Genomic DNA, 22473 nt, shown 5'->3' on the forward strand with positions numbered 1-22473 from the left:
GCCCAATGCGTCTTTGTGATACCGATATCGAACGCCATCTGGATGAAGGCAAGATCGTCATTGAGCCGAGGCCCGGTGTTGAGCGGATCAGTGGCGTCAGCGTCGATGTGCTGCTCGGCAACGAGTTCCGGGTGTTCCGCGATCACACCGCCCCCTATATCGACCTGAGCGGCCCGAGCAGCGAGATGGCCGATGCCATCGATCGGGTGATGAGCGACGAGATCCACATTGCGGACGGTGAGGCCTTCTATCTGCACCCGGGTCAGCTGGCCCTGGCGGTGACCTACGAATCCGTCACCCTGCCGGCCGATATCGTCGGCTGGCTGGATGGTCGCTCCTCCCTGGCCAGACTGGGGCTGATGGTGCACGTGACCGCGCACCGCATCGATCCGGGCTGGTCAGGTCGCATCGTGCTGGAGTTCTACAACGGCGGCAAGCTGCCGCTGGCGCTGCGCCCCAAGATGAAGATAGGCGCGCTCAACTTCGAGATGCTCTCAGGCGCCGCCGCCCGTCCTTACAACAAGCGGGAAAATGCCAAGTACAAGAGCCAGCAGGGGGCGGTGGCCAGTCGGATGAATCAGGACTGATTGAGCCTCGTATACTGCTAGCTTGTAGAGGGTACCCAGGTACCCTTTTTTCATTTTCTGGTCAGATGCCATGATGCCTGGCGTCGGGGTTCCCGCCGTCGTCACAGGGCGAAACCGCAAAATCGGTTGCGGGGAAAGAGCGAAAAAACGGGTTCACATAGATGAATTGGGGTTGATTGAAACCTATCCAGAAGGGAGAGGAGGGGTTTAATTAATCCCTGACAAAGCGCATTCCCACTGGTCCTAAGACATTTTCTGACGGAATGCCCTTTTTTTTTCTTACTGAAATATTTCAACAACGGGTATGGCGCATCGAGCCTTCTGGCATAATCCGCCGCAACTCATAAACAGGTTCGTTTTTATGTTTGAAATGTTTAGTGGTTTGGGTTTGTGGTGGTCAATCGGTTTGGTATTGGCCGTTTTTTTTGTGCTGGCTTATGAATTCATCAACGGCTTTCACGATACCGCCAACGCGGTAGCAACGGTTATCTATACCAAGGCGATGCCCGCTCATACGGCGGTAGTGGCTTCTGGTCTGTTCAACTTTGCCGGGGTCATGATGGGCGGATTGGGGGTGGCATACGCCATCGTCCATCTGTTGCCCATCGATCTGCTGCTCGGCATGGATTCCACTCAGGGTTTGATCATGGTGTTCTCCCTGCTGTTCTCTGCCATCGTCTGGAACCTGGGTACCTGGTTCTTCGGCATCCCGGCATCCAGCTCGCACACCTTGATCGGTTCCATTCTGGGGGTCGGTGGTGCCTATGCCTGGCTCAATCACCAACCTCTTACGCAGGGGATCAACGTCGGTAAAGCCATCGACATCATGCTCTCCCTGATCATCTCTCCCACCGTGGGTTTCATCATCGCCGCCTTGTTGCTGTTTGCCATGAAGCGCGTCTGGCAGGGCAGCAAGATCCATAAAACCCCGGAAGAGCGTCTGCTGGTGGACGGCAAGAAGCATCCACCATTCTGGGCCCGTGTGACCTTGATTTGCTCCGCCATGGGCGTGAGCTTCGTGCATGGCTCCAACGATGGCCAGAAGGGCATAGGTCTGGTGATGCTGGTGCTGATCTGCATGGCACCTGCCTACTTCGCGCTGGACATGAGCAGCCGCTCCTACGAGCTGGATCGGACCCAGGACGCCAACCAGCGCATCCTGGAGATCTACCAGCGCAACCATGAGCAGGTGTCCCAGGTCGTGAACTTCAGCGTGCCGGCGCATGCCCAGCAAGAGCTGATGACACACTGCTCCGCCGGTGAGGCACTCGAGGCGATGGCCACGCTGGATAACCGTCTCGGTCAGGTGCGTACCTATGAAGAGATGGACTTGACCGACCGCCGCGAAGTGCGTCGTCTGCTGCTCTGCATCGACGACACCGCCCGCAAGGTCTCCAAGTTGCCGCTGCCGGCCAAGGAGCTGACCGATCTGGCCAAATGGCGCAAGGATCTGACCGCGACGGCCGAATATGCACCGACCTGGGTCATCGTCTCCATCGCCCTGGCGCTGGGTTGCGGTACCATGGTGGGCTGGCGCCGTATCGTCTACACGGTCGGTGAGAAGATTGGCTCTTCCGGCATGACTTACAGCCAGGGGATTGCCGCCCAGATCACGGCCGCGGCCTCCATCGGGGTAGCCAGCCTGACCGGCATGCCGGTATCCACCACCCATATCCTCTCCTCCGCGGTGGCGGGGACCATGGTAGCCAACAAGTCAGGGCTGCAGAGCCAGACCATCAAGACCATACTGCTGGCCTGGGTGCTGACCCTGCCGCTGACCATGTTGCTCTCCGGTGGCCTGTTCCTTATCAGCAACAGCCTGTTTGGCAACTGATAGCAGATAACCTGATTGAATGACGAAGGGCCAATGGGCCCTTTTTTCATGCCTGCTTATCAGCAATGGTGTGCGCTACTTAGTGATCGAATCAGACTATATGCCATCAAACTTTATTTGTGGTACACAGATAAACACCCCCGACCTTACCTCCATCAACACCCTCAGCAAAACCCTGCCACCAAGCCAAGGGATCACCTCCCAACAAGAGCCTGAAAGGGCAGGAGCACTCAGTGCTGGCTCCTCTTGCGCTATGGTGCTTGAGCGTTGAGATATGGTGATGATGGATGGGCGTCAGCCTCGTATCCAGATAAGGGCGTACTGCCGTCAGGAAGAGGAGTGAGTGTCAGTTCAATGGGGCATATCGCGTGTCATCATCCTGCCAGAGAGGCTAACGCCATATGTCAGCACCTGTGGGCAGGCTAAATGAAAGAACAGGGAGTGAGATATGGAGCTAATCCTGCGGTGGCGCCTATGTGGGGAGAGGCTGTGTGCCGGATACCTCGCGGGAAGACGCGCGTGAGCAGAGCAGGCCGCAGCGACTGTATGACCGGGGCTGATGTACATCCCGATTGCAGGCAAGGCACCATTCAGCAGTGATACCGGTGCAGAGTAGCTCCAAGAAGAGAAAGACAGAGGATTGGGGGAGACGGATCTACTGAGTGGAATACCCTCGGCAGCCAGGCAAAAAAAGAGCCACACAGGGTGTGGCTCTTTTTATCAGACTAGCGAACTAGCAGATCAGGGACGACCCGCCGGGCTGGTTGCCACGTTGACCGCAGCAGTGCTGCCAGCGTGACGGCCAGAGCTGGCGACTTCGTTGCGAACCAACGGTGCCTGCTCGACCGGCTGCTCAGACTCAGGCTGGGCAGGGGCCGCAGCCGGTGTCGCCATAGGCGCAGAGGCTTTGCGAGCTCGCGCCAGAACACCTGCACCCTGATCGACCGGTTTGGTCTGGGCAGCCACGGCGGCCTTGGCAACGGTCTCGACCTGAGCCGCGACTACTGGTGCGGGCTCAGCGACGGGGGCGGCTGCAACTTCCTCAACCGGCAGTGCGGCTTCGGTGCTGACCACAGGTGCCACTTCCACGGCGACAGGAGCAGGAGCAACCTCGGCGATGGGGGCCTCAACCATAGGCGCCTCTTCGACGACCACGACAGCAGCGACTTCGACTTCCGCCACAACCGGCTCGGCAACGGGTGCTACCTCTGCAACGGTTTCGGCGACGGCTTGGACTGCCTGGGCAACCACTGGTTCAACGACGGGCTCAACCACAGTCGCAGCGGCCTTTTCACGGGCTTCTTCCGCCACGGCTTCCGCGACCACGTGCTCGGTCAGGGCGGCAGAGGCTTGCAGCGCGGCAGCAACGGCTTCGGCGCTCGGGATGGTGATGACGGGTACCGCAGGCTCTTCCACTTTCACCTGAGCAGCATCCGCCTGAGCGGCCGCAGTCAGTTGAACGTCAGCCTGGGGCTCATCATCACGCTGGCCACGTGCATCTTCGTTGATGCGCTTGCGACGCTGACCTTCGATACGCTGGCTGCGCGGGGTACGACGAGAGCGGCGCTGACCGTCGGTCTGCTCCTCTTGCTCACCGGCCACAGCCTGCGTCTCGACGACGTCATCCGCCAGCTCGTCCACCGGCAGGGCAGGGGTATCGGCAGCGACGACATCGACACGAACCTGCTTGCGCAGTTGACGACGTTCGCGGCGCTCGGCCACCTTCTGCTCTTTCTCCTGCTGCGGCTCGTCATTGACGATGGCAGCATCAAGCTGAACGGCTTCTACCGCTTCAACGACCACCTCGGCACGAGGTTCACGCGGAGCACGGGGTTCGCGAGCCGGGCGCGGGGCGCGGGGTTCACGTTCCTGACGCGGCTCACGAGGTTCGCGATCCACACGCGGTTCGGTGCGTGCTTCGCCACGGGGCTCGCGCTCCTGACGGGGTTCACGATCCATGCGCTGTTCGCTGCGGGCTTCACCACGGACTTCACGTTCCTGGCGCGGCTCGCGCTCTTTGCGCGGACGACGGTTGCGGCTCTCGCCACCCTCGCGGTTGGCGGTACCTTCACGCTTCTCACCCGCTTCCGCAGTGTTGCGGTTGCTGCGGTTGTCGTCGCGACGGGGACGCTGACCACGGGCACGGTTCTCATCGCGCTGATGACGGTGACCGTCATCCTTGCGATCTTCCCGTTGCACGGCCGGCTTCTCGGCAGCAGGGGCCTTGACATCGCTAGGGGCGGCGTCGGAACCGAACAGACCGGAGATGGCCTTGCACAGTTTGCCGAACAGACCCGTTTCGGCGACAACCGGTGCCGGCGCGGCGACGGGAGCCGGCGCGACAGGCGCGGGTTGGGGAGCCTGCACGAAGCCTTGCAGCAACGGCTGCTCGCGCTCGATCACCTGAGCCTGCTTCGGCTGGTAGACCGGCTTGGCAATCTCGGTTTTCAGCTCGTAGCTGGCCGCTTCCGGGACTTCATTCTGACGAATGCGGGTCACTTCGTAGTGCGGGGTTTCCAGATGCTGGTTCGGAATGATGTACAGACGCACTTCATTACGCTGTTCCAGACTGGCGATGGCGGTACGCTTCTCGTTGAGCAGATAGGCGGCTACGTCGACCGGCACCTGAGCATGAACCTGCTCGGTGTTGTCCTTCATAGCCTCTTCTTCGATGAGACGCAGGATGGACAAGGCCAGTGATTCGTTGTCACGGATCACCCCCTGACCCTGGCAGCGAGGGCAGATGTGGCTGCTGGACTCGTTGAGGGAGGGGCGCAGACGCTGACGGGACATCTCCAGCAGACCGAAACGGGAGATCCGTCCCAGCTGGATGCGGGCTCTGTCCTGGTGCACGGCTTCACGCAGACGGTTTTCCACTTCGCGTTGATGGCGAACCGGCGTCATGTCGATGAAGTCGATGACGATCAGGCCACCCAGATCGCGCAGACGCAATTGACGGGCAATTTCGTCGGCTGCTTCCAGGTTGGTCTGCAGCGCCGTCTCTTCGATATCGCCGCCCTTGGTGGCACGGGAGGAGTTGATATCGATGGAGGTGAGCGCTTCGGTCGGATCGATGACGATGCTGCCGCCGGAGGGCAGACGCACTTCACGCTGGAAGGCCGACTCGATTTGGCTCTCGATCTGGAAGTGATTGAACAGAGCAACTTCGCCCTTGTACAGCTTCACGCGGTTGAGAAAATCGGGACGGACCAGCTCGATGTGAGACTTGGCACGCTCGAAGATAACAGGATTGTCGATCAGGATCTCGCCTACATCGCGACGCAGGTAATCACGGATGGCGCGCACGATCACGTTGCTTTCCTGATGGATAAGCACCGGAGCGGAGCGGTTCTGTGACGCCTTGTGGATGGAATCCCAGTGGTTGAGCAGAACGTTCAAGTCCCATTCCAGCTCTTCCGGGGATTTACCCACACCGGCGGTGCGCACGATGAGGCCCATGCCGTCCGGCACGGTCAGGCCACTCAGGGCTTCTTTCAGTTCTGTCCTTTCATCACCCTCGATGCGACGGGAGATACCACCGGCACGGGGGTTGTTCGGCATCAGCACCAGGTAGCTGCCGGCCAGGCTGATAAAGGTAGTGAGGGCCGCACCCTTGGTGCCACGCTCTTCCTTATCAATCTGGACGATCACTTCCTGACCTTCGCGGATCACTTCTTTGATGTTGGGACGACCCTGATAGGAGTAACCGGAGGGGAAGTAATTGCGGGCGATTTCCTTTAATGGCAGGAAACCGTGGCGCTCTGCGCCATAGTCAACAAAAGCAGCTTCGAGACTGGGTTCTACGCGGGTGATTTTACCCTTGTAAATGTTCGCTTTCTTCTGCTCGTGTCCCGGACTTTCAATATCCAAATCGTAGAGCTGTTGTCCGTCAACCAGCGCTACGCGCAACTCCTCTTCCTGAGTCGCGTTGATTAGCATTCTTTTCATTGAGTTCTCATTATTTTGTCATTTTGATTCCTCCACAGGGTCCTGCCGGTGCCGGCCTCGGGTCTTCAGCATGCTTGGGCAACCTCCCGGTTGGGGCATGCATGAGGCGCAAACTAAGGGCACTCTGGTTCTGCCTTCTCGAGAAGGCGTGAATTAAGGATACCGATGTGGAGACAATTAAACCGGTTCTGTTTGCGTTCTCCATGCGTTGTACCTCGCACCCGGGAACCGTCATGTTCTTGTATACACGGTGTTTCGGGATTGGGTGGCATAATTTTTGGCCACTTAGTACAAGGCTTGAACACAATGACAAAACCTTGTTTATTATCCCATTTAAACCACTTTTATAGCAAGGTGCCATTTTTTAACAAAGCATGCAGCCAAGGGGCACCGGCAGTGTTAAAATCCGCGCCATGACACAGATACATCAACAAGTGCAGCTGCTCACCATCGAAGCTGAGCATGAAGGGCAGCGCATCGACAATTTTCTCAAGACTCAGTTAAAGGGCGTCCCCAAGAGCCTGATTTATCGCATCCTTCGAAAAGGAGAGGTGCGCGTCAACAAGAAGCGCATCAAACCCGAATACAAACTCTGCCCAGGTGACGAGGTGCGGGTTCCGCCCGTGCGCGTTGCCGAGAAGAACGAATTGCCCTCTGCCAACCTCGGCAGCATCCAGCGTCTGGAGAGCCAGATCCTGTTTGAAGACGAGGCCATGATAGTGCTCAACAAGCCGTCCGGCATGGCCGTGCACGGTGGCAGCGGCCTGAGCTTCGGGGTCATCGAGGGGCTGCGAGCCCTGCGCCCGGAAGCTCGCTTCCTGGAGCTGGTGCACCGCCTCGACCGCGACACCTCAGGCGTACTGCTGGTTGCCAAGAAGCGCAGTGCCCTGCGCAGCCTGCACGAGCAGCTGCGGGTCAAGACCATGCGCAAGCAATATCTGGCGCTGGTGCGTGGCCAATGGCAGTCCCACGTCAAGGTGGTCAATGCGCCGCTGCGCAAGAACGATCTGCAATCCGGCGAGCGGGTGGTTCGAGTCAACAGTGACGGCAAGCCATCCGAAACCCGTTTCCGGATTGCCCGCCAATTTGCCGAGGCGACCTTGGTTGAATGCAGCCCCATCACCGGCCGCACCCACCAGATCCGGGTCCATACCCAGCATGCCGGCCATCCCATCGCCTGTGATGACAAATATGGCGAAGCCGCCTTCGACGAGAAGATGCGTGCCCAGGGCTTGAAACGGCTGTTCTTGCACGCCTGGAAGCTGAGCTTCACCCATCCGGCCGATGGCCGCGAGATGCAGGTGGAGGCGCCGCTCGCTCCCGAGCTCGACAACTTCCTGAACAAGCTGGCGCGCTGATGAAGGCTATCCGGCTCGCCATCTTCGACTGGGACGGTACCCTGATGGATTCGGTGGGCCGGATCGTCGCCTGTGTGCAGGGGGCCGCACGGGATTGTGGCGAACCTGTGCCGACGGCGCAGGAGACGCACCAGATCATCGGGCTCAGCCTCGAGGTCGGCATGCCCCGACTGTTCAACCTGCCCCAGGGCGGCGAGCGGGCTCAGGCCCTGATCGCCCGCTATCGCTATCACTACCTGCATGATGACACGCCGAGCCCGCTGTTTGCCGGGGCCAGCGACTTGCTGCACCACTGGCACGCACAGGGGATTGCGTTGGCGGTGGCCACGGGCAAGTCCCGCCGTGGCCTGGACAGGGTACTGGACGAGACGGGGCTGCGCCCCTTGTTTGCCGCCACCCGTGGCGCGGACGAGGCGAACTCCAAGCCCGATCCCCTGATGCTGGTGCAGATCCTGGATGAACTGGGGCTGGCCCCTCATCAGGCGCTGATGATAGGGGATTCCGTCCACGACATGGCGATGGCGGAGGCGTTGCAGATGCCGCGCCTCGGCGTGACCTGGGGCGTGCACGACAGGGCCCGGTTGGCCGAGCATCATCCCGTCGCCATCGTCGATACCATGGAGGCGCTGAGGCAACAGCTGAGTTGATCGGCCTGCTTATCTACTCATCGTAAAACGGGAGCCTTGGCTCCCGTTGTTGATCTCGGCGCATGCCGTGGCTTAGGGCAGGGCCAGACCATGCAGACCCAGCAGCTCGATCAGGCCGATGAGGGGGAGGCCGATCAGCGCATTGGGATCCCGCCCCTCCAGCCCCCTAAACAACACTATGCCCAGCCCCTCGCACTTGAAGCTGCCGGCGCAATCGAGCGGCAGCTCAGCCCCCACATAACGGCGGATCGCAGCCTCATCGAGGGAGCGAAAGTGCACGGTGAAGGGTTCGACCAGCTGCTCAACCTGACCGCTTGCGGCATCCAGCACGCACAAGCCGGTATAGAAGGTGACGCTCTTGCCCTGTGCCGCCATCAGCTGCGCCACCGCCTTTTCCACCGTACCCGGCTTGCCGAGAATGCGGCCGTCACACACGCACACCTGATCCGAGCCGATGATCAGCCCCTGCTTATGCTGGCTGGCAATGGCGCTCGCCTTGGCATGAGCCAGCCGGGCAACCAGCACCTCGGCCGATTCCCCGGGCAGAGGGGTTTCATCGACGGCGGGGGAGGCGCATTGAAACGGCAGGCCGAGCTTTTCCAGCAGTGCCTTGCGATAGCGGGAAGTGGAGGCGAGGATCAGGTGTGTGCGCATATTCTGGTGATATCCATCTATAAATCAATTGGTTGATTCTACCGATGTGGGGCGAGCAGCACAAATCAACAGAGACATCGCAACCCGACGGTACCGGCGATAACTGCCCACTGCCAAGCGGAGGCGTGGAGAGGTCGTCTCACAGACCACCGGAAAAACGGCTATAAGCATAGGGTAATGAGGCGGGAGAGACCGATGACTAGATACGGAGTGCTGGCCTTGATGCTGATCTCTCTGGCGAGCTGGGGGCAGGGGTGGCAACGCCAGCAGAGTGAGGTGGGGGTGATGCTCTGGACCCAGCCCCGTCCCCCGTCCCCCTTCCTGGCCCTGCGCCTGGAGATGAGAGTCATGGCGGATCCCGCTGCGCTGCTGGCCGTGCTGCGGAACACCGCGCGTCATCGGGAGTGGTTGCCCCAGAGTCGCGAGGTACGACTGCTGGCAAGGTCCGGCCCCGATGACGATCTGGTCTATACCCGACTGGAATCCCCCTGGCCGGTACAGGACAGAGAGCTTATCACCCGTTCTCATCTGAGCAGACGGGCCGACTGCGGGCTGGAACTCAAGGTGTGGGCCGAGCCGGATGCCTTGGCTGCGCGTCCTGGTCTGGTGCGGATCCGGGCCAGTGCCGGGCGCTGGGAAGCGTTGCCACAACAGGATGGCTCTACCCTGATCAGGCTGGAGACCTATACCAACCCAGGCGACAACCTGCCGGGCTGGCTGGTCAATCCGATGGCTGTCAAGGCGGCGCTAGCCAGCTTTCAGGCCATCCGGCGATTAATGGAGGCGCAACCCCGATCAAAGTCTCAAAAGAAGCTGCTGGGTGGCAGTAAACATTGTCCTGCCACTCCCTGAGGGGGAAAGGAAGGTGCGGTTGCGATCAGTCACCCATAACCAGCACGGGGCAGGTGGCGGGGCTGTCAGGAGTGCTCGCGATCACGGACTCGATGCGATAGAGGCCGTCGTAATCTGCCGCGGCCCCCTCGCTGTCGGCGTTATCTTCGAAATGACCGGTTACCTCGACATAGATCGGCTGATGGTCGCCCAGTTTACTGACCTTGTCCCGCAAGGGTTGCAGCACGCTTTTCTCGCCCAGCACCCCGAACGCGTTGTCCGAGCCGCAGGGAATGAAGGATTCGACCTCGCGCTCCCAGTAATAGTGGCCGGTGGCCTTCTCTTCGGCGAATGCGGGTAGCAGTAAGCTGCCAACTGACAGCAACAGGGCGAACGACCAGGGGATCAGGCCTTTCATGGGCACACTCCAGATGATGTCCTTATAAGATCCACCCTTATCCTAAGACAGAGCACACGGCGCTGTAAGGGTGTTTTTTGACCAGTGCGTCAGGTTCAGTCGAGGGGGAGGGCCGCGCGGTCGTCCGTATCAGCCTGGATCTGCTCGCTCAGCATGCCCCTGCCAGTGCGTTGCCACTGGATCGTGCAGGATCCTGTGTGGGATCCCGAGGTTTGTGGCATAATCAGCCACCGATGAACACAAGTTCCTGTATTCAGGGGACCTGTGCGGTTAAAATCATCGGCGGTAAGGACTTTTTCCTTTGACTATCCCTTGTTGGACCTATAATATTCGCGCCCTATGCAAAAGGTGAAGTTGCCCGTTAAGGTTGATCCAGTCCGTAATGCCTTGAAGCTACTCGACTATGTCGGGATAGTGGAAAAGTCGCAGATGCCCAGATTGGAAGCGTCAACCGAAGGCTTGCGAAGTGATGTGGATGTCACTGTGCAATTTGGTAAAGATATCCAGCATTTGACCGTTATGAAAGGCACTGCCCATGCCAAGGTCAATCTGGTTTGCCAACGTTGTGGAGAGGCATTCGAACACCTTTGTGAAGCTGATTTTATCTACACTCCGCTGTTTGAAAAAACAAACGAGGAAGAACTGCCGGAAGCTTATGAGCCCATTGAGTTGGATGAAAACGGCGAGATAGATCTTCATCAAATCCTGGAGGATGAACTCATCCTCTCGTTGCCTCAGGTAGCAATGCATCCAATGGATGTTTGCCCGCGAGGGAACATGGAGATGACTTGGGGTGATATCGAACCTGCTGATGAGCGGCCGAATCCCTTTGCAGTTCTTGAAGAGCTCAAACGTAAGTGAATTTTTAGGAGTTAGCCTACCATGGCCGTACAACAGAACCGTAAAACCCGCGCCAAGCGTGGCATGCGTCGTTCCCACGATGCACTGACCGCAGCAGCACTGACTGTTGATCAGACCAGTGGTGAAATCCATCGTCGTCACCACGTGACTGCCGATGGTTTCTACCGCGGTAAAAAGGTAATCGCTTAAGGATTGCCTTTGTCTACGCAAACTGTCGCGCTAGACATAATGGGGGGAGATATTGGCCCCTCGGAAACAGTGCCTGCCGCCGTGCAGGCACTGTCTCTTCTGCCTCAGCTCAAACTTATTCTGGTCGGTGACCAACACCAGACCGCCTCCCTGTTACAGCAACATGGCTTGCTGACTCATCCCCGCGTTCGTATCGTGCATGCTTCACAGGTGGTGAGCATGGGCGAAAAACCGATCGTGGCGCTGCGTACCCTGAAAGACTCCTCCATGCGTGTGGTCCTGGATCTGGTCAAGGCCGGTGAGGCCGATGCCTGCGTCAGCGCCGGCAATACCGGCGCCCTGATGGCCATGGCCAAGTGTGTGCTCAAATCCCTGCCCGGTGTCGATCGGCCTGCGCTGATCAAGGCGCTGCCAACCCTGAGTGGCAAACGCACCGTAATGCTGGATCTGGGGGCGAACGTGAGCTGCGATGCCGACACCTTGCTGCAATTTGCGGTGATGGGGTCAGTGGTGGCGGAGCGGGTCGAGGGGATCGCCTCACCCCGGGTGGCGCTGCTCAACGTGGGGGAGGAGGAGATAAAAGGCAACGATCTGGTGCGCCACAGCGCTGAGCTGCTACGGCAGTGCAGTGCGCTCAATTTTGTCGGCTTCATCGAGGGAGACAGGATCTTCAGCGGTGAATGTGACGTCATCGTCTGCGATGGCTTCGTCGGCAATGTGGCGCTCAAGACGGCCGAGGGGGTGGTGCGAATGATGGCCCAACTGGCCGGATATCCCCGCAAGAAACGCAGTTTTCTTGGCCGGATCGCCGGATTTATGTTCAAACGGCGTTTTTCTTACCTGAACCCCGACCAGTATAATGGCGCAAGTCTGTTAGGATTGCGCGGCATTGTGGTAAAAAGCCATGGGCGGGCCGAACGGCGCGCTCTGTGTAATGCGATCCTGCTGGCCGCACAAGAGGCCAAGCATCAGCTTCCATTGCAAATAGCAGATCGCCTTGAATCTGTCTTTTCCGACAGGGACCTATAAGAACTCTATGCATAGCAAAATTCTGGGTACTGGCAGTTACCTGCCGAGCTCGGTGCGTACCAACGCCGATCTTGAACAGATGGTTGAGACCAGTGACGAATGGATCGTGGAACGTACCGGGATCCGTGAACGCCGCATCGCAGGGGCCGACGAGACCGTCGCCACCTTGTCTCATCAGGCTGCCTTGCGGGCACTGGACGCGGCGGGCCTGACGGCGGCCGATCTGGACATGATAGTGCTGGCCACCACCAGTGCCGAAAATGCCTTCCCTGCCGCCGCCTGTGAACTGCAGGGGCTGCTCGGGGTGCCGGGGATCCCGGCCTTTGACGTGGCCGCCGCCTGCGCCGGTTTCACTTACGCCCTCGCCATCGCCGATCAGTTCGTCAAATCCGGTGCGGCCCGCCATGTGCTGGTCGTGGGGGCCGATGTGCTCTCCCGTATGTGCGATCCGAAAGATCGCGGCACCATCATCCTGTTCGGGGATGGGGCAGGGGCCGTGATCGTGGGCGCCAGCGAGACGCCGGGGATCCTGTCGACCCACTTGCACGCCGACGGCCGTTATGGCGAGCTGCTGAAGCTGCCGCAGCCCCGTCGCGGCATGCCTGGCGCCGAGCTCGAAGCCTACATGTATATGAAGGGCAATGACGTGTTCAAGGTGGCGGTTACCCGTCTGAGCGAGATCGTGACCGAGACCCTGGCCGCTGCCGGCATCGATCCGAGCGAGCTCGACTGGCTGGTGCCACATCAGGCCAATTTCCGCATCATCAACGCCACCGCCAGGAAGCTTGGCATGGGGTTGGACAAGGTGATCCTGACCCTGGATCGCCATGGCAACACCTCCGCCGCCTCCGTACCCATCGCCTTCGATGAAGGGGTACGGGATGGCCGTATCAAACCGGGTCAGCTGGTGCTGCTGGAAGCCTTCGGCGGTGGTTTTGCCTGGGGTTCGGCGCTGGTGCGTCTCTGATACCACGCGGCGCCCGGATGTCGGGTGCCCGCATAGCGATTTCGTCTTACCTTAAAGGAATCAATGATGACCCGATTTGCCATTGCCTTCCCTGGACAAGGCTCCCAGAGCGTCGGCATGCTGGCCGAGCTGGCCGAGCAACACGTCGTGATTAAAGAGACCTTCGCCGAGGCGAGCCAGGTCCTGGGTTATGATCTGCTCAGCCTGGTGCTCGACGGTCCTGCCGAGGATCTGAACAAGACCTGGCGCACCCAACCCGCGCTGCTGACCGCCTCCGTCGCCCTGTGGCGGCTGTGGCAGCAGCAGGGTGGGGCCACTCCCGCCGTCATGGCCGGTCACAGCCTGGGCGAGTACTCCGCCCTGGTCTGCAGCGGTGCCCTGGACTTCGCCGATGCGGTCAAGCTGGTCGAACTGCGTGGCTTGGCCATGCAGGAAGCCGTGCCGGAAGGCACCGGCGCCATGGCCGCCATCATAGGTCTGGACAACGACTCCATCGCCGCCAACTGCGAGAAAGCGGCGCAGGGTCAGGTGGTCTCCCCGGTCAATTTCAACTCCCCGGGCCAGGTGGTGATCGCCGGTCATAAGGAAGCGGTCGAGCGTGCCAACCTGCTGATGAAAGAGTCCGGCGCCAAGCGTGCACTGCCGCTGCCGGTCTCGGTGCCGTCTCATTGCGCCCTGATGCAACCTGCCGCCGAAAAATTGGCAGCGGCGCTGGATGGGATCGAGATCAAGGTTCCAACCATCGCAGTCATCAATAATGTCGACGTATCCTGTGAACAGGATCCGGCCGCCATCAAGCAAGCCCTGGTGCGTCAGCTGTTCAGCCCGGTTCGCTGGACCGAAACGGTCGAGCGGATGGCGAACGATGGCGTGACCCTCGAGATCGAGATGGGACCGGGCAAGGTATTGACCGGGTTGGCCAAGCGCATCGACAAGCGCGTGGAAGGTATCCATGCCAACGATGCCGCCTCATTCGAGCAGGCGCTGGCCCAGATCAAGTAAACAGGAGCGAGTCATGAGTTTTACCGATAAGGTTGTGTTGGTCACCGGTGCCAGTCGTGGCATCGGCCGTGCGATTGCCGAAACTTTTGCGGCCCGTGGCGCGAAAGTGGTGGGGACCGCGACCAGCGAGAGCGGCGCCGAGGCCATCAGTGCCTACCTGGGCGAGCAAGGCTGTGGCATGGCGCTGAATGTGACCAGCCCAGAATCCATCGAAGCCGTCTTCGCCGCCATCAAGGCGCGCTTTGGCGACATCGACATCCTGATCAACAACGCGGGCATCACTCGCGATAACTTGTTGATGCGGATGAAAGATGATGAGTGGAACGAGATCATCGACACCAATCTCACCTCTCTGTATCGTCTGAGCAAGCCGGTATTGCGTGCCATGATGAAGAAGCGTCACGGCCGCATCATCAGCATAGGTTCCGTGGTCGGAACCATGGGCAATGCGGGTCAGGTCAACTATGCTGCCGCCAAGGCAGGCCTGGTTGGCTTCACCAAGTCGCTGGCCCGTGAAGTGGCATCCCGTGGTATCACGGTGAATGCGGTGGCGCCCGGTTTTATCGAGACCGATATGACCAAGGCCCTCAATGATGAACAGCGTGCCGGCATCATGAATCAGGTGCCCGCCGCCCGTTTGGGTGATCCGAAAGAAATTGCTGCCGCTGTGGTATTCTTGGCGTCTGATGACGCTGCTTATATCACCGGCGAAACCCTGCATGTTAATGGCGGGATGTACATGGTGTAATCAATTTGTCGTGAGATCTGTTCAAATTTGCGATAATACGCCGAAGTTTGGCGAATTTCGTGGTTTGACCAGCGGCAAGCTACTTGCAAACTCACGTCAATTGAATACACTACCCCAACCAGACGCAATAGCGTATTTTTAAAGGAAAATTCAGGTCATGAGCAACATCGAAGAACGCGTAAAGAAAATCATCATCGAACAACTGGGTGTTAAAGAGGAAGACGTTAAAAACGCTGCCTCCTTCGTCGACGACCTGGGCGCTGACTCTTTGGATACCGTTGAACTGGTAATGGCGCTGGAAGAAGAATTCGATACCGAAATTCCTGATGAAGAAGCCGAGAAGATCACCACTGTTCAAGCGGCTATCGATTACATCACCGCTAATCAGGAATAAGTTCCTGTTCTGAAAGAAGCGGCCCAAGGGCCGCTTCTTTTATGTTTACTCCCTTTCAAAATACCTCTCGGAGACTAGCTCAGTGTCAAAACGCAGAGTCGTGGTGACCGGCCTGGGGATGCTTTCCCCGGTGGGCAACACTGCCGAATCCAGCTGGCAAGCCCTGCTCAACGGGCAGAGCGGCATTTCCCTCATCGACCATTTTGATGCCAGCGAGTTCGCTACCCGTTTCGCCGGTCTGGTCAAGGATTTCGACCCCGAACAGTTCGGCATCAACCGCAAAGAAGCCCGCAAGATGGATCTCTTCATCCAGTACGGCGTGGCGGCGGGTGTGCAGGCGCTGGACGATTCCGGTCTGGTCATCAACGAAGAGAACGCGGAGCGGGTTGGCGTGGCCATCGGCTCTGGCATCGGCGGCCTGGGTCTCATCGAGCAGAACCACACCAGCCTGATGAACGGCGGCCCGCGCAAGCTGAGCCCCTTCTTCGTGCCCTCCACCATCATCAATATGGTGTCCGGTCATCTCTCCATCATGAAGGGACTGCAAGGTCCGAACATCGCCGTGACCACCGCCTGCACCACCGGCACCCATGCCATCGGCATGGCCGGTCGCATGATCGCCTACGGTGATGCGGACGTGATGGTTGCTGGCGGTACCGAGAAGGCTTCCACCCCGATGGGGATGGGCGGTTTCGCGGCGGCCAAGGCGCTCTCCACCCGCAACGACGAGCCACAGAAGGCGAGCCGTCCCTGGGACAAGGATCGCGACGGTTTCGTGCTGGGTGATGGCGCCGGGGTACTGGTGCTGGAAGAGTACGAACACGCCAAGGCGCGCGGTGCCAAGATCTATGCCGAATTGGTCGGTTTTGGCATGAGCGGCGATGCCTATCACATGACGGCGCCCCCTTCAGATGGCAGCGGTGGCGCCCGCGCTATGCGCAACGCCATCAAGGATGCCGGCATAGAGCCTGAGGCGATCGGCTATATCAATGCTCACGGCACCTCCACCCCCCTGGGTGACGTAGCCGAGCTGCGCGGCATGAAGAAGGTGTTTGGCGAGCACGCCAGCGCCCTGATGATCAGCTCCACCAAGTCGATGACCGGCCACCTGCTGGGTGCTGCCGGCGCCATCGAGGCCATCATCACCGTGCTGGCGCTGCGCGACCAGCGGGTACCGCCCACCATCAATCTGGATAATCCGGATGAGGAGTGCGACCTGGATCTGGTGCCCCATGTGGCCAAGGCGGGTCAGTTCGACTATGCCTTGTCCAATTCGTTTGGTTTCGGCGGCACCAATGGCTCCCTGATCTTCAAACGCGTATAATTCTCGCTGGGCGGCTTGCTAAGCGAAGAGTCGGGCCCGATACCAAGTATCGGGCCTTTTTTATCGGAGGGATCCACTTGCTGATCAATGGAATACCAACAGAGACCTTATCCGCAACGGATCGTGGACTGGCATACGGTGACGGCCATTTCACCACCATGCAGGTGTTGGACGGGCGGGTGATCTGGTGGCCGCAGCACCTGGCGCGATTGCAACATGCCAATGCCAGACTCGGGTTTGCCGAGTTGCCCTGGGACCTGCTGACCGAGGAGGTGGCGCAACTTGCGGCAGGGCAGACGCAGGCTGTCGCCAAGATAGTGCTGACCCGTGGCAGCGGTGGTCGGGGCTATGACGGCGCCGGTTGCCAGTCGCCCACCCGCATAGTGTCTCTGGCCGAGTACCCGGCGCACTACCCGGAGTGGCGGCAACAGGGCATAGAGGTGCTGGTCTGCCAACAGCGACTCGGCGATGCGCCCATGCTGGCGGGGCTCAAGACCCTGGGTCGGTTGGAGCAGGTGCTATTAAAAAGCGAACTTGCTGCGCGCGGCAGAGTCGAAGGTATAGTATTGAACAGCCGCGGATTTCTGGTAGAAGGAGTCAGCGCAAATCTGTTTTGGCGTCGCGGCAAGACGGTGTTCACGCCGGATCTCTCCCACGGGGGGATCGATGGCATCATGCGCCGCCGCGTGATGGCGATGCTTAAACAGATGGGCATTGAACTGCGTGTCGTGGAGGCTCCGTTGGAGTCACTGTGGCAGGCCGAAGAAGTATGGCTGACCAATACCCTGATGGGCATAGTGCCGGTGACCGGCATCGGGGATCATCAGTATCCCAGCCCGGTATTGATCCGCCGTTTACAGGAGCGTTTGGTCATTGAAGTTTAATCGGCTTTACACCCTGCTCGCGGGGGCGGCGCTGACAGTTGCCGTCGCCGGGGGCTATGTATATTACAAATGGCAGCAGGTGGAGACGCTCACCAACAAGGGGCCGACCCGCCTGTTCACCGTCGAGAAAGGGGCCCACGCGGCGCGCCTGATCGCCGAGCTGGGGGAGGGGGAAACCAGTCCCTGGGCGGTGCGACTCTGGCTGCGTGGTCATCCCGAGCTGGTCGCCATCAAGTCGGGCACCTACGAGATCAAGGAAGGGGCGCCGCTCAAGGATGCCCTCTCCCTGTTTGCCTCCGGCAAGGAGTTCCACTTCAGCCTCACCTTCGTCGAAGGCTCCCGTTTTGAGGACTGGCTGAAGCAGCTCTCCGGCGCACCTTATCTGGAGCGGTTGACCGTGGAGCAGACCGAGGAAGATCTGGCCCAGGAGCTTGGCATCGAGAACGGCAAGCTGGAGGGCTGGTTCCTGCCGGAGACCTACGCCTATACCACCCATGCCAGCGACATCTCGATCCTGCGCCGCGCCTATCAGGACATGAAGGCCTTCCTGCAGGAGAACTGGGACAAGCGTCAGGCCAACCTGCCTTACAAGACTCCGTACGAGGCGCTGATCATGGCCTCCATCATCGAGAAAGAGACAGGTCAGCCGGACGAGCGGGCGCAGATCGCCTCGGTGTTCGTCAATCGCCTGCGTCTTGGCATGAAGTTGCAGACCGATCCTACCGTCATCTACGGGGTCAAGGACAGGTACGATGGCAACATCCGTCGCAGCGATCTGACCGACGTGAACCCGTACAACACCTACGTGATCGACGGTCTGCCGCCCACCCCCATCGCCATGCCGGGCAAGGCCTCCATCGAGGCGGCGCTCAATCCCAAGTCGACCGATTATCTCTATTTCGTCGCCAAGGGGGGCGGTGCCCACCAATTTTCCAAGACCCTCGACGAGCACAATAGAGCTGTTCGTGAATACATATTGAAGAAACCCTAATGTCTAAATTTATCGTAATTGAAGGACTGGAGGGGGCAGGGAAGAGCTCCGCGGTACGCTATGTGACCGACTATTTGCGCAGCCATGGCATCGTTCGGATCGAGTGCACCCGCGAACCCGGTGGTACGCCACTGGCCGAGCGGATGCGGGCCATCGTCAAGGAGGTGCACGACGAGCGCCTCACCATCGAGGCCGAGTTGCTGCTGATGTATGCCTCCCGGGTGCAGCTGGTCGAGACCCGGATCAAACCGGCCCTGGCCGAAGGGATCTGGGTGGTGGGGGATCGCCACGATCTCTCCTCCCGCGCCTATCAGGGCGGTGGTCGTGGCATAGACGCCGCCTTGATCGACGCCATCAAGCAGGCGGTGCTCGGCAACTTCAAGCCGGATCTGACGCTCTATCTCGACATAGATCCCGCGCTCGGTCTGCAGCGGGCCCGCCATCGCGGCGAGCTGGATCGCATCGAGCTGGAGCAGCTCAGCTTCTTCGAGCGCACCCGCGCCCGCTATCTGGAACTCGCGGCCAAGGATGATTCCATCCTGGTGATCGATGCCGGGCAGACCCCGGAGCGGGTCAAGGCCGCCATCGAGGCCGCACTGGACCATTACCTGTCGAACGAGCGCCTATGTATCCCTGGCTGATCCCGGACTGGCAGGCCCTGAGTCAGAGTGCCCAGAGCGGTCGCCTGGGTCACGCCTGGTTGCTGCTCGGGGATCCTGGTCTTGGCAAGGAGCAGCTGGCCGAGCGATTGGCCCGCCTGCACCTCTGTCAGCAACCTGTGTCGGGGGAGCCCTGCGGTCAGTGTCACTCCTGCCAGCTGTTCGACAAGGGCCATCACCCGGATCTCGGCACTATCGCCGCCGACAGCAAGACCATAGGCGTCGAAGCCATTCGCGAGATCTGCGGCCGCTTGCAGAGCACCGCCCAGCTCGGGCGCGGCAAGGTGGTGATCATTCCGGAGGCGGAGCGGATGACGGAGTCCGCCGCCAACGCCCTGCTCAAGACCCTGGAGGAGCCGGCCGGCGACAGCTTGCTGCTGCTGATCGCATCGAGGGTGTCCCGCCTGCTGCCCACCATACTGAGTCGCTGCCACAAGCATGTCTGTCAGCTGCCGGCGGAGGGGGATACCCTGCGCTGGCTGGCCGAGCAGGGGCATCAGGCCACCCAGGCTCAGGTGCGGATCTGCCAGGGGGCGCCGCTGCGGGTGTTGCGCTACATCGAAGAGCAGCAGGATGTTGCCCGGCGGACGCTGCTGGAGAGTTTCGTCGCGCTGGCACAGACGCCGACCCGCACCACCAGCGTCTGTACCCAGCTGGCGGAAGAGAGTCAGGTTCGCCTGCACTGGCTGCAGCTATTCTTGTGTGACGCCCTCAAGACCCAGGCCGGTTGTGGCCATCATCAGCTGGCGATGCCGGATCTGGCCAGTCTCAGCCAACAGCTGGCCGAGCGGCACTCCAGCGAGAAACTGCTGGAGGCGGAGCAGCAGCTCGTCGCCCTGAAAGCGGCCTGCCAGCCGGGCCAACTCTCCAATCCCACCATCCATCTGATGAACTGGCTCAGTCGCTGGTTATGACAAGCTTTAAGGTTGTGTATGTTACTCGTTGATTCCCATTGTCACCTCGATCGCCTCAGCTATGGCAGCAAGCAGACCGACATGGCCGATGTGCTGGCCAAGGCGGCCGTTCAGGGGGTGGGATACTTCTTGTGTGTGAGCGTCACTCAGCAACAGTTCCCGACCATGCTGGCGGCCATCGCCCCTTATTCCCAGGTGTTTGCCTCCTGCGGCGTGCACCCGCTCAACCAGGATCCCGGTGTGGACGCGGATCTGCTGCTGACCCAGGCGGCAGACTCCAGAGTGGTGGCCATAGGTGAAACCGGGCTCGATTACTTCTATTCACCGGAAAACAAGGAGGTGCAGCAAGCCTCCTTCCGCGAGCATATCCGGGTGGCCCGCGCCCTGAATAAACCCCTCATCATCCATACCCGGGATGCCCAGCAAGATACCCTGCAGATCATGCGCGAAGAGGGGGCCGATCAAGTCGGTGGTGTGTTGCACTGTTTCACCGAGTCTTTGGAGATGGCACAAGCCGCGATGGAGATGGGCTTTTATATTTCCATCTCGGGTATCGCGACCTTCAAGACGGCCACTGCCCTGCAAGCCGTGGTCAAGGCTCTGCCACTGGCAAGGCTGCTGGTCGAAACTGATTCTCCTTATCTGGCCCCGGTGCCTCACCGGGGGAGGGAGAACGAACCGGCCTTCGTGCGAGACGTCGCCCAGTTCATCGCCGATCTGCGCGAGATCCCGCTCGCTGAATTGGCCGAAGCCACCAGCCACAACTTCTTCGAATTGTTCAAGCTGGCAAAAAAGTGATCCATGAGGCCCCATAAACCGGGGCCTCATTCTTTTAAATGTTCAGCATAATCAGCCGCACCGTTTCCACCTCAAATACTCGTTATCTCTCACAAAACATCTCCTGACCAAGCGCCAATAACCAGGAAAACCAGCTCCATTTTCCATTGTTGTTTCGGGAGAGATGAGGAGGCTGATGGTGTTAAACCGAGATATCATAAGTATCGATAATATTCATTATCGATACTTGATGTACCTGAAAGATCCTGTAAGATCCTCCTAAACTCCGCATAGAATCATAGACTTAAGTGGCATATCCAACCGTCTCACCCCCTGTTCATCAGTCCTTGCAGGCCGTGTTCGATCCAGCGCTCAATAACCGGGCTCGGCGGTTCCTGCGCAGTGCCAAGGCGGACTCGACCCTCAACGCCTATCAGGCAGATACCCGCATCTTCGTGTTCTGGTGTCAGCTGCACGGGCTGGATCCACTGCAAACCAGCCATCACGACATCATGAACTTTCTGGCGGATCAGGCGGATGGCATCCTGGCCGACTGGGTATGGCTGGACAGGGAAGAGGGGAAGGGGGAGCTGCGAAACGGCGAGCCGCGCAAGCCGGCCACCCTGGTACGGCGACTCGCCGGGATCCGTTACGCCTTCAAGCAGAAGGGCATTCATCCCATGCCGACCGAGCATGCGGAAATCAAAGAGATGATGCGCGGCATAGTGCGCCTCGGTGATAACCGCAAACGCAAGACGGGAGCCTTGACCCTGCAACCCCTGACGCGGGTGCTCGATGAGATCGACACCTCCAATCTGGCCGGTTTGCGGGATCACACCCTGCTGCTGTTGATGTTCAGCGGGGCCCTTCGTCGTTCGGAAGCCGCCCGCATCGAGGTGAGCGATCTCGACTTCGTGGGGCAGGGGATAAGGCTTCGCCTCAAGCCGAGCAAGCATCAGCTCCATGAAACCGAGATCGCGCTCATTCCTGGCAAGCAACATTGTCCGGTGTCGGCCCTGAGCCGCTGGTTGAAAGCGAGCCGGCTAAGCCAGGGCCCGTTGTTTCGGCGGATGACCCGCTGGGGACAGCTCACCGCGGATCCCCTGGGCCCGCAGGGCATCAACCTGATGATAAAGCGGCGCACCGGCCAGGCCATCGACGATCTCTATGTCAGTGGCCATAGCCTGCGACGGGGATTCATCACCTCGGCCGTGACCGCCGGCAAGCCGATGAACAAGATCATCGAGGTGACAAGGCACAAGGACATGCGTACCCTGCAGGAGTATTTCGACGATGCGCACAAGTTCTCCGATCATGCCCTGGAAGGCTTGCTTTGATAAAACCGCGTCACCACATTATTTATGTTAAATACTATCTCGTTGATCCTGTTACCTATAATCCAATCCCTTCTGAAGGGAGCAGGGCGGATGGGAGACATGCCATAGGGCGGCTCTCCA

General features: G+C 59.7%; 22 protein-coding genes. 19 read left to right on the top strand and 3 right to left on the bottom strand.

The genetic code is table 11. The annotated features are described in order from the left end of the window. Positions 1-5: 5 nt before the first annotated feature. A complete protein-coding gene (dcd, locus tag KW825_RS11140; RefSeq protein ID WP_043134827.1) occupies positions 6-587 on the top strand; it encodes a dCTP deaminase in 582 nt (193 codons plus the stop codon). Positions 588-948: 361 nt separating this feature from the next. Next, positions 949-2421 (top strand): inorganic phosphate transporter, encoded by a 1473-nt coding sequence (locus KW825_RS11145; RefSeq protein WP_042654775.1) that lies wholly within the window; start codon positions 949-951, stop codon positions 2419-2421. 741 nt (positions 2422-3162) lie between these two features. Here KW825_RS11145 and rne read toward each other — a convergent pair. Beyond that, the gene (gene rne, locus KW825_RS11150) at positions 3163-6369 is read right to left on the bottom strand and encodes a ribonuclease E (RefSeq protein ID WP_218329246.1); all 3207 of its coding nucleotides are present in this window, start codon (positions 6367-6369) and stop codon (positions 3163-3165) included. 413 nt (positions 6370-6782) lie between these two features. On the opposite strand from rne, the gene rluC reads away from it, so the two are divergent. Both rluC and KW825_RS11160 read left to right on the top strand, forming a co-directional pair. Next, the gene (gene rluC / locus KW825_RS11155; RefSeq protein WP_218329247.1) at positions 6783-7727 is read left to right on the top strand and encodes a 23S rRNA pseudouridine(955/2504/2580) synthase RluC; all 945 of its coding nucleotides are present in this window, start codon (positions 6783-6785) and stop codon (positions 7725-7727) included. Further along, positions 7727-8374 (top strand): HAD family hydrolase, encoded by a 648-nt coding sequence (locus KW825_RS11160; RefSeq protein WP_218329248.1) that lies wholly within the window; start codon positions 7727-7729, stop codon positions 8372-8374. Before rluC ends, KW825_RS11160 begins: the two co-directional genes overlap by 1 nt. Before the next feature lie 72 nt (positions 8375-8446). On the opposite strand, the gene KW825_RS11165 is transcribed toward KW825_RS11160, so the two are convergent. Next, complete coding sequence (locus KW825_RS11165; RefSeq protein ID WP_218329249.1) at positions 8447-9028, bottom strand: nucleoside triphosphate pyrophosphatase; 582 nt, start codon at positions 9026-9028, stop codon at positions 8447-8449. A 195-nt stretch (positions 9029-9223) separates the two neighbouring features. Between KW825_RS11165 and KW825_RS11170 the strand changes: the two genes are divergently transcribed. After that, on the top strand, positions 9224-9880 hold the full coding sequence (locus KW825_RS11170) for an START domain-containing protein (protein WP_218329250.1): 657 nt from the start codon (positions 9224-9226) through the stop codon (positions 9878-9880). A gap of 25 nt (positions 9881-9905) precedes the next feature. Here KW825_RS11170 and KW825_RS11175 read toward each other — a convergent pair whose 3' ends face one another. Next, positions 9906-10277, bottom strand: coding sequence for a hypothetical protein (locus tag KW825_RS11175; protein WP_218329251.1), 372 nt, complete (start codon positions 10275-10277; stop codon positions 9906-9908). A 339-nt stretch (positions 10278-10616) separates the two neighbouring features. Between KW825_RS11175 and yceD the strand changes: the two genes are divergently transcribed. The 14 genes from yceD to KW825_RS11245 all read left to right on the top strand — a co-directional run bounded on the left by yceD (position 10617) and on the right by KW825_RS11245 (position 22353). Further along, a complete protein-coding gene (gene yceD / locus KW825_RS11180) occupies positions 10617-11138 on the top strand; it encodes a 23S rRNA accumulation protein YceD (protein ID WP_084228411.1) in 522 nt (173 codons plus the stop codon). Between the two features lie 21 nt (positions 11139-11159). Continuing rightward, a complete protein-coding gene (rpmF, locus tag KW825_RS11185) occupies positions 11160-11327 on the top strand; it encodes a 50S ribosomal protein L32 (RefSeq protein ID WP_081966227.1) in 168 nt (55 codons plus the stop codon). Positions 11328-11336: 9 nt separating this feature from the next. Next, positions 11337-12356, top strand: a complete 1020-nt coding sequence (gene plsX / locus KW825_RS11190; RefSeq protein WP_218291487.1) for a phosphate acyltransferase PlsX — start codon at positions 11337-11339, stop codon at positions 12354-12356. A gap of 7 nt (positions 12357-12363) precedes the next feature. Beyond that, positions 12364-13323 (top strand): beta-ketoacyl-ACP synthase III, encoded by a 960-nt coding sequence (locus KW825_RS11195; RefSeq protein WP_218291420.1) that lies wholly within the window; start codon positions 12364-12366, stop codon positions 13321-13323. 66 nt (positions 13324-13389) lie between these two features. Further along, complete coding sequence (fabD, locus tag KW825_RS11200; protein WP_042654766.1) at positions 13390-14325, top strand: ACP S-malonyltransferase; 936 nt, start codon at positions 13390-13392, stop codon at positions 14323-14325. A 13-nt stretch (positions 14326-14338) separates the two neighbouring features. Beyond that, a complete protein-coding gene (gene fabG, locus KW825_RS11205) occupies positions 14339-15073 on the top strand; it encodes a 3-oxoacyl-ACP reductase FabG (RefSeq protein WP_042654765.1) in 735 nt (244 codons plus the stop codon). A gap of 157 nt (positions 15074-15230) precedes the next feature. Continuing rightward, positions 15231-15467, top strand: coding sequence for an acyl carrier protein (gene acpP, locus KW825_RS11210; protein ID WP_005300909.1), 237 nt, complete (start codon positions 15231-15233; stop codon positions 15465-15467). A gap of 82 nt (positions 15468-15549) precedes the next feature. Beyond that, the gene (fabF, locus tag KW825_RS11215; RefSeq protein ID WP_218329252.1) at positions 15550-16791 is read left to right on the top strand and encodes a beta-ketoacyl-ACP synthase II; all 1242 of its coding nucleotides are present in this window, start codon (positions 15550-15552) and stop codon (positions 16789-16791) included. 77 nt (positions 16792-16868) lie between these two features. After that, positions 16869-17675: an aminodeoxychorismate lyase gene (gene pabC / locus KW825_RS11220; RefSeq protein ID WP_042654763.1), complete on the top strand. Its 807-nt coding sequence runs from the start codon at positions 16869-16871 to the stop codon at positions 17673-17675. Further along, positions 17665-18666, top strand: a complete 1002-nt coding sequence (gene mltG, locus KW825_RS11225) for an endolytic transglycosylase MltG (RefSeq protein ID WP_042654762.1) — start codon at positions 17665-17667, stop codon at positions 18664-18666. The genes pabC and mltG overlap by 11 nt, the downstream gene beginning before the upstream one ends. Continuing rightward, entirely contained in the window at positions 18666-19307 is a 642-nt protein-coding gene (gene tmk / locus KW825_RS11230) for a dTMP kinase (RefSeq protein ID WP_042654761.1), read from the top strand. Before mltG ends, tmk begins: the two co-directional genes overlap by 1 nt. Then, on the top strand, positions 19292-20239 hold the full coding sequence (holB, locus tag KW825_RS11235; protein ID WP_218329253.1) for a DNA polymerase III subunit delta': 948 nt from the start codon (positions 19292-19294) through the stop codon (positions 20237-20239). Before tmk ends, holB begins: the two co-directional genes overlap by 16 nt. Before the next feature lie 18 nt (positions 20240-20257). Then, positions 20258-21037 carry a TatD family hydrolase gene (locus KW825_RS11240; RefSeq protein WP_218329254.1) on the top strand — a complete coding sequence of 260 codons (780 nt, stop codon included), beginning with the start codon at positions 20258-20260 and terminating at the stop codon, positions 21035-21037. A 287-nt stretch (positions 21038-21324) separates the two neighbouring features. After that, positions 21325-22353, top strand: a complete 1029-nt coding sequence (locus KW825_RS11245) for a site-specific integrase (RefSeq protein ID WP_126623323.1) — start codon at positions 21325-21327, stop codon at positions 22351-22353. The last annotated feature ends 120 nt before the right edge of the window (positions 22354-22473 follow it).

The organism is Aeromonas sp. sif2433 (assembly GCF_019218705.1).
In the GTDB taxonomy this organism is placed as follows: Bacteria; Pseudomonadota; Gammaproteobacteria; order Enterobacterales; family Aeromonadaceae; genus Aeromonas; species Aeromonas encheleia.